Consider the following 7,365-nt stretch of genomic DNA (forward strand, 5'->3'; position numbering starts at 1 on the left):
GTGTCGGTGCGGGGGTGGGCGCGAGAGTCGGCGTGGGGGTCGCCGACGGCGTCACCGCGGCCGCCGTCGGGGTGCCGGAGCCGGCCAGCGGCGAGGGCGTGCCGGCGTCGCCGGCGTTGCCGCGGTCGGGCGCTCCGGAGGCGTCCTCGCGCTCGGCGTCGACGTCGAAGGGCACCGGGTTCACGGGCGAGACGGCCGCCGTCGGCGACTCGCTCGCCGGCATGCCGGTGGCGGCGACGGCGGCGCCGGCGGCCGCACCCGCACCGGCGACCGGGATCACGATGCTCAGGAGACGGGAGGGGCGGCGGCGCTTGTGTCTTGAGGTCGAACCGCTTCGGCGTGCGGCGTGGCGGGCTCTGCTCACGGTGCGGCGATCCTCCGTCAGATCACGAGTCGGTAACGGGCCAGAAGACTCTAACCCGATTCGTCCGATTCGCCGAAACCGGCCCCTTCGATCTGGTCGAGCCGGCGCAGGATGACGCCCTCGCGCAGGGCCCACGGGCAGATGTCGACCTCGTCGACCTCGAACAGGTCGATGGCGGCGTCGGCGACGACGGCGCCGGCCAGCAGCTGGCCCGCCCGGCCGGCCGAGACCCCGGGCAGCTTCGCGCGGTCCGACGCCGGCATGCCCGCCAGCTTCTTGACCAGATCCTGCACGTCGGAGCGGCTGAGCGAGCGCCGCACGTACGGCCCGTCGCCCGACGGCGCGGCGCCGGCCACCCGGGCCAGCGAGCGGAACGTCTTGCTGGACGCGACCACGCGGTCGGGTGCGCCGTAGCGGTTGACGCTGCCGACGATCGCGGCGATCTCGGCCCTGACGTGGCGGCGCAGCGCCCGCAGCTCGTCCTTCGACGGCGGGTCGTCGCTGAACCAGGCGCGGGTGAGCCGCGCGGCGCCCAGCGGCAGTGAGACGGCGACGTCGGGATCCTCGTCGCCGCCGGCCGCCAGCTCGAGCGAGCCACCGCCGATGTCGAAGCTGAGCAGCCGGCCCGCCGACCACCCGTACCAGCGCCGCACCGCCAGGAACGTGAGCCGGGCCTCGTCCTCGCCGGAGAGGATCTGCAGGTCGACGCCGGCCTCCTCGCGCACGCGGTCGAGGACGGCGGTGCCGTTGACGGCCTCGCGCAGCGCCGACGTGGCGAACGCCAGCATGGACGTGGCGCCCTTGTCCTCGGCGGCCTCGACCGCCTCGCGACAGGCCTTGACCAGCCGCTCGGCGCCCTGCTTGCTGATGGAGCCGGAGTCGTCGAGCAGCTCGACCAGCCGCAGCTCGGTCTTCTGCTTGTGGGCCGGCAGCGGCCGCGCGCCGCGGTGGGCGTCGACCAGCAGCAGGTGAACGGTATTGGAACCGACGTCGAGCACACCCATGCGCACGGAAAGGACGATACTCGTGGAGTGGAGCTGCAGACGCACGGAGCACGAGCCTGGGTCGAGTTCACCGACCCCGCCGACGACGGCCAGGTGCTGCGCTGCGACCTCACCTGGCTGACGTCGCGCTGGACCTGCATCTTCGGCCAGGGCTGCCCCGGCATCTACGCCGAGCGGCCCGACGACGGCTGCTGCACGCACGGCGCCCACTTCTCCGACGAGGACGACGAGAAGCGCGTGCTCGGCTACGCCGACCGGCTGGGCCCCGACGTCTGGCAGCTGCGCGACGACGGCCGGCGCGGCGGCGTCGTCGAGGTCGACGACGAGGGCGAGCGCAAGACCCGGGTCGTCGACGGCGCCTGCGTGTTCCTCAACCGGCCGGGGTTCTCCGGCGGCATCGGCTGCGCGCTGCACGCCTACGCGCTCACCGTCGGGGAGCACCCGCTCGAGACCAAGCCCGACGTGTGCTGGCAGCTGCCCATCAGGCGCACCTACCGCGAGGCCGAGCGGCCCGACGGGACCTCGTACCTCGAGATCAGCATCGGCGAGTACGACCGCGCCGGCTGGGGCCCGGGCGGCCACGACATGACCTGGTACTGCACCACGGCCACCGAGGCGCACGTGGGGCGCGAGCCGGTGTACCGGTCCAGCGAGCCGGAGCTGCGCGAGCTCGTCGGCGACAAGGCCTACGAGGAGCTGGCCCGGCACTGCGAGGCGTTCCTGGCCGCCCAGCTGCCGCTGCTCGTGCACCCGGCGACGGCGGCGCGGCAGCAGGAGCACTGACACGGAGAGACCGCCGGTCCCGAACCTCATCGGTCGGGGCCGGCGGCCTCTGCAGGGGAACTACCGGTGACGCTGTCTCACCTGTGGTGCTGACCTCTTACTGCTGGACCTGACGGCGGTTCACCGCGAACGCGGCGGCCGCGCCGGCGAGCAGCAGGCCCGCACCGACGAACACCAGCTGGCTCGACGCACCGGTGTCCGGCAGCGACTCGCCGTCACCGGAGCCGTCGTCGGAGCCCGAGGCGGAACCGTCCTCGGAGCCGTCGTCCGACCCGTCCTCGGAGCCGTCGTCCGACCCGTCCTCGGAGCCGTCGTCCGACCCGTCGGTCTCGGTGCCGTCGACCTCAGTGCCGTCGACCTCAGTCCCGTCGACCTCAGTCCCGTCGACCTCAGTCCCGTCGACCTCAGTCCCGTCGACCTCAGTGCCGTCGACCTCAGTCCCGTCGACCTCGGTCCCGTCGACCTCGGTCCCGTCGACCTCAGTGCCGTCGACCTCAGTCCCGTCGACCTCGGTCCCGTCGACCTCAGTGCCGTCGACCTCAGTGCCGTCGACCTCGGTCCCGTCGACCTCAGTGCCGTCGACCTCCGTCTCCGCCTCGGCGCGCATGTCGCAGGCCTGGTAGTAGGCCTCCTGGCTGCCGATGACGGCGTTGACCGGGCCCTGCCACAGCCACGGCAGCGCGCACGCGTCGTTGAGGATGTCGATGCTGCCACCCTCGAGCACCGCGGCGACGCTGCCCAGCAGGTCCTTCGAGTCCGGCGTGCTGGCACCGCTGCAGGCGGTGTAGTGCGCCGACTGCTCGCCCAGCACCGCGTTGATCGGACCCTGCCACATCCACGGAGCGGCGCAGGCGCCGTTCAGCAGGTTGGCGCCCTCGCCGGTCAGCGTGCCGTCGTTGTTGCAGGCGGCGTAGTGCGCGGACTGACCGTCGCTGAACCCGTTGACCGGGCCCTGCCACAGCCACGGCAGCGCGCAGGCGTTGTTGCCCACGTTGATGCCGTCGCCGTAGGTGGTGCCGTCACTGTTGCAGGCGACGTAGGTCGCCTCCTGGCCCTCGACGAACACGTTCGCCGGGCCCTGCCACAGCCACGGCAGGGCGCAGGCACCGTTGAGCACGTTGATGCCGTCGCCGTACGTGGTCTCCTCGGTGTTGCAGACCACGTAGTAGGCGGACTGGTCCTCGACGGCGCCGTTGGCCGGGCCCTGCCAGAGCCACGGCGCGGCGCACGCGTTGTTGAGGACGTTGATGCCGTCGCCGTAGGAGTCGGCGTTGTTGTTCAGGACGTTGATGCCGTCACCGATGGCGATGCCGGTGTTGCCGTTGCAGGCCTCGTAGAAGGCCTCCTGGCCGCCGACGAAGATGTTGAACGGGCCCTGCCACAGCCAAGGCAGTGCGCAGAGGCTGTTGCCGACCTCGATGTCGCCGAGGCCGAGGGTGTCCAGCAGGCCGTTGGCCTCCTCGACACTTGTGATCTCGGTGGGGAAGTCGAGAGCCTTCCCCTCCTCGGCCGTGGCCGCCGGCACGCTCAGGGCGAAACAGGCGGCGAGCGCAGCGCCGGCCACAACGGCGCCACGCAGCACTGTCTTCAGCACAATTCTCCTCAAATCATTCGAAAGAAGTTTCCCAGGCAACCTGATTTCCGGGATGCCCGCCAGGGAGTACATTCGACCCCCTGTCCAAGGGTGTCAAGGTACTCTACAAAAGGTCATTCAACTGGGTGACATACCGGTGACACGACATTCCCGCATCCTTTCTGTCCGAATTCGGCGAAAGCGTCTGCAATGATTGGTCTGTGCGCCGCGACGTGATCCCCAGCCCGAACATCTGGCACTATCCGGACGTCTACGAAATGGAGAACCGCGGGGTCGACCCCGACGGTGTCCTCGAGGCGGCCATGCGCCGCCTGCACGACTGGGCCGGCCTCGACGTCCTCGACGTCGGCTGCGGGTCCGGCTTCCACCTCCCCCGGTTCGCCGCCGCCGCCCGCCGGGTCGTCGGCGTCGAGCCGCACAAGCCGCTGGTGCGCCGGGCCGAGGCCCGCGTCGCGGCGCTGCCCGCCGCGGTCCGCTCCCGCATCACCGTCCTGCGCGGCAAGGCGCAGGAGTTGCCCCTACCGCCGGCGTCCGTCGACATCGTCCACGCCCGCTGGGCCTACTTCTTCGGGCCGGGCTGCGAGCCGGGGCTGGCGGAGCTTCGCCGGGTCGTGCGCCACGGCGGCAGCGCGTTCGTCATCGACAACGACGCCACCCGGTCGACGTTCGGCCGCTGGTTCCGCACCGGGCTGCCGTCGTACGACGCCGAGGCGGTCGAGCGGTTCTGGGCCCGTCAGGGCTGGCACCGCGAGCAGCTGACCATGCGCTGGGAGCAGCCCGACCGCGCGTCGTTCGAGGCGGTCGTGCGCATCGAGTTCGACCCGAAGACCGCCGACGCCGTCCTCGCCGAGCACGCCGGCACGTCCGTCGACTACGCGGTCAACCTGTTCTGGCGGCGCTTCTAGCGCTCGTTCCCGCAGCCTGTCGGAACCGGCGGCTACGGTTCTGGGCATGGCGAAGGCGAAGACGGCGGCCCCGTCGTTCCGGTGCACCGATTGCGGCTGGACCACGGCCAAGTGGGTCGGCCGGTGCGGCGAGTGCCAGGCGTGGGGCACGGTCGAGCAGGCCGGGGCCGCGAAGGCGGGCGTCACGGCGGCGGGTCCGGTCACCGAGGCGGCCCGCCCCATCGGCTCCGTCGCCATCGAGGCCGCCCGGTCCCGGCCCACCGGCGTCGGCGAGTTCGACCGCGCGCTGGGCGGCGGGCTGGTCCAGGGCGCCGTCATCCTCCTGGCCGGCGAGCCCGGCGTCGGCAAGTCGACCCTGCTGCTCGACGTCACCGCGCGGTGGGCGCACGAGGCCGGCCGCGCCCTCTACATCACCGGCGAGGAGTCGGCGGCCCAGGTGCGGCTGCGGGCCGAGCGCACCGGCGCCGTCGCCGACCACCTCTACCTCGCGGCCGAGACCGACCTGTCCGCCGTCCTCGGGCACATCGAGGAGGTGCAGCCGTCGCTGGTGGTGCTCGACTCCGTCCAGACGGTGTCCAGCCCGGCCGTCGACGGCGCGGCCGGCGGCGTCACCCAGGTCCGCGAGGTCGCGGCGTCGCTCATCCGGGTGGCCAAGGACCGCGGCGTCGCCACCATCCTCGTCGGGCATGTCACCAAGGACGGCAGCATCGCCGGCCCGCGGGTGCTCGAGCACCTCGTCGATGTCGTGCTGCACTTCGAGGGCGACCGGCACTCGCGGCTGCGGCTGGTCCGTACCGTCAAGAACAGGTTCGGCCCGGCCGACGAGGTGGGCTGCTTCGACCTCACCGACACCGGCATCAGCTCGCTCGCCGACCCCACCGGGCTGTTCCTCTCGCGGCACTCCACCCCGGTGCCGGGCACCTGCATCACCGTGACGCTCGAGGGCCGGCGGCCGCTGCTGGGCGAGGTGCAGGCGCTGGTGGCCACGTCGGCGCTGGCCACGCCGCGGCGGGCCAACAGCGGGCTCGACTCCTCCCGGGTGGCCATGGTGCTGGCGGTGCTGGAACGGCGGGGGCAGGTGCGGCTCAGCAACAGCGACGTCTACACCTCCACCGTCGGCGGCGCCAAGCTCTCCGAGCCGTCCGCGGACCTCGCGCTGCTGCTGGCGGTGGCCAGCGCGACCTCGGGCACGCCGCTGCCGCCCGGGCTGACGGCGCTCGGCGAGGTCGGGCTGGCCGGCGAGATCCGCCGGGTCTCCGGGCTGTCGCAGCGGCTGGCCGAGGCCGGGCGCATGGGGTTCACCACGGCGCTGGTGCCGGCGGACCCCGGCCCGCTGCCCGACGGCATCCGCGTGGTCGAGGTGGCCGATGTCGGGCAGGCGCTCGCGGCGGCCGGCCGGAACGCCGGTTTGGCCGCGGATTCGCCGCAACACAGCTGAATCGTTGCGTGGTATTGACGCGATCGTCGTCTCACGACGGCACATCACGCCCTAGACTGTTCAATCCAGCGTCGTCTGTCTCCCTCGCCGGGCCGCCAGACGCGCGACCGTACACTGTTCATCACGACAAGCCGTCCGGGTCACGACAGGGGTCACGTGCAAGGCATCGATCGAGCCGGCGCCGACGCGAAACTGCGCCTGGCTCTCGCAGCCGTCGCGCCCGGTACCAACCTGCGCGAGGGCCTCGAGCGTATCCTGCGCGGGCGCACCGGCGCCCTGGTCGTGCTGGGCTACGACAAGACCATCGAAGCCATGTCCACCGGCGGGTTCAGCCTCGACGTCGAGTTCAGCGCCACCCGGCTGCGCGAGCTGGCGAAGATGGACGGCGCCATCGTCGTCGACCGCGACTGCACGCGCATCCTCAAGGCCGCCACCCAACTGGTGCCCGACCCCTCCATCCCGACCACCGAGTCCGGCACCCGGCACCGCACGGCCGAGCGGGTGGCCAAGCAGACCGGGTTCCCGGTCATCTCGGTCAGCCAGTCCATGCGCATCGTCGCCATCTACGTCGACGACATCCGCTACGTGCTCGAGGACGCCGGGCAGATCCTGTCCCGCGCCAACCAGGCGCTGGCCACGCTCGAGCGCTACAAGCTCCGCCTCGACGAGGTGTCCGGCACGCTGTCGGCGCTCGAGATCGAAGACCTCGTCACCGTCCGCGACGTCGTCTCGGTGGCGCAGCGGCTCGAGATGGTGCGGCGCATCTCCGTCGAGATCGACGGCTACGTCGTCGAGCTCGGCACCGACGGCCGGCTGCTCAGCCTGCAGCTCGACGAGCTCGTCGCCGGCGTCGACTCCGATCGCGAGCTGGTCATCCGCGACTACCTTCCGGCTCCGTCCGGGCGGCGCAAGCGCAGCCTCGGCGAGGCCATCAGCGCCCTCGACACGCTGTCCGGGACCGATCTGCTCGACCTCGGCGCGGTCGCCCGGGCGCTCGGCTTCCCGGGTGGCGGCGAGCAGCTCGACGCGGCGGTGAGCCCGCGCGGTTTCCGCCTGCTGGCGCGCGTGCCGCGCCTTCCTGACAGCGTCATCGACCGCCTGGTCGAGCACTTCGGCGGCTTGCAGAAGCTCCTGGCCGCGAGCGTCGACGACCTCCAGGCCGTCGAGGGTGTCGGCGAGTCCCGCGCCCGCAGCGTCCGCGAGGGCCTCTCCCGGCTGGCCGAGTCCAGCATCCTCGAGCGCTACGTCTGACGGCCCACCCCGCCCCGGCCACCCAC

The 7,365-nt window shown here is 72.3% G+C and carries 6 protein-coding genes and 1 pseudogene; 4 read left to right on the forward strand and 3 right to left on the reverse strand.

From position 1 onward, the window contains the following. Together E1212_RS28560 and E1212_RS28565 are read right to left on the reverse strand one after the other, a co-directional pair. Positions 1-280: pseudogene (locus E1212_RS28560) on the reverse strand (hypothetical protein); the annotation flags it as partial. Between the two features lie 134 nt (positions 281-414). Beyond that, positions 415-1,374, reverse strand: a complete 960-nt coding sequence (locus tag E1212_RS28565) for a Ppx/GppA family phosphatase (protein ID WP_131988858.1) — start codon at positions 1,372-1,374, stop codon at positions 415-417. On the opposite strand from E1212_RS28565, the gene E1212_RS28570 reads away from it, so the two are divergent. Next, complete coding sequence (locus tag E1212_RS28570) at positions 1,342-2,151, forward strand: DUF3109 family protein (protein WP_420814452.1); 810 nt, start codon at positions 1,342-1,344, stop codon at positions 2,149-2,151. The two genes, E1212_RS28565 and E1212_RS28570, sit on opposite strands and share 33 nt — an antisense overlap. Before the next feature lie 97 nt (positions 2,152-2,248). On the opposite strand, the gene E1212_RS28575 is transcribed toward E1212_RS28570, so the two are convergent. Next, entirely contained in the window at positions 2,249-3,745 is a 1,497-nt protein-coding gene (locus E1212_RS28575; RefSeq protein WP_131988862.1) for an LPXTG cell wall anchor domain-containing protein, read from the reverse strand. 257 nt (positions 3,746-4,002) lie between these two features. Between E1212_RS28575 and E1212_RS28580 the strand changes: the two genes are divergently transcribed. The 3 genes from E1212_RS28580 (at position 4,003) to disA (ending at position 7,339) form a co-directional block, all read left to right on the forward strand. After that, the gene (locus E1212_RS28580) at positions 4,003-4,650 is read left to right on the forward strand and encodes a class I SAM-dependent methyltransferase (protein WP_131988868.1); all 648 of its coding nucleotides are present in this window, start codon (positions 4,003-4,005) and stop codon (positions 4,648-4,650) included. 46 nt (positions 4,651-4,696) lie between these two features. After that, on the forward strand, positions 4,697-6,088 hold the full coding sequence (gene radA / locus E1212_RS28585; RefSeq protein WP_131988864.1) for a DNA repair protein RadA: 1,392 nt from the start codon (positions 4,697-4,699) through the stop codon (positions 6,086-6,088). Positions 6,089-6,244: 156 nt separating this feature from the next. Then, positions 6,245-7,339, forward strand: a complete 1,095-nt coding sequence (gene disA / locus E1212_RS28590) for a DNA integrity scanning diadenylate cyclase DisA (RefSeq protein WP_131988866.1) — start codon at positions 6,245-6,247, stop codon at positions 7,337-7,339. Positions 7,340-7,365 lie beyond the last annotated feature (26 nt).

The organism is Jiangella ureilytica, assembly GCF_004348545.1.
Classification (GTDB): domain Bacteria; phylum Actinomycetota; class Actinomycetes; order Jiangellales; family Jiangellaceae; genus Jiangella; species Jiangella ureilytica.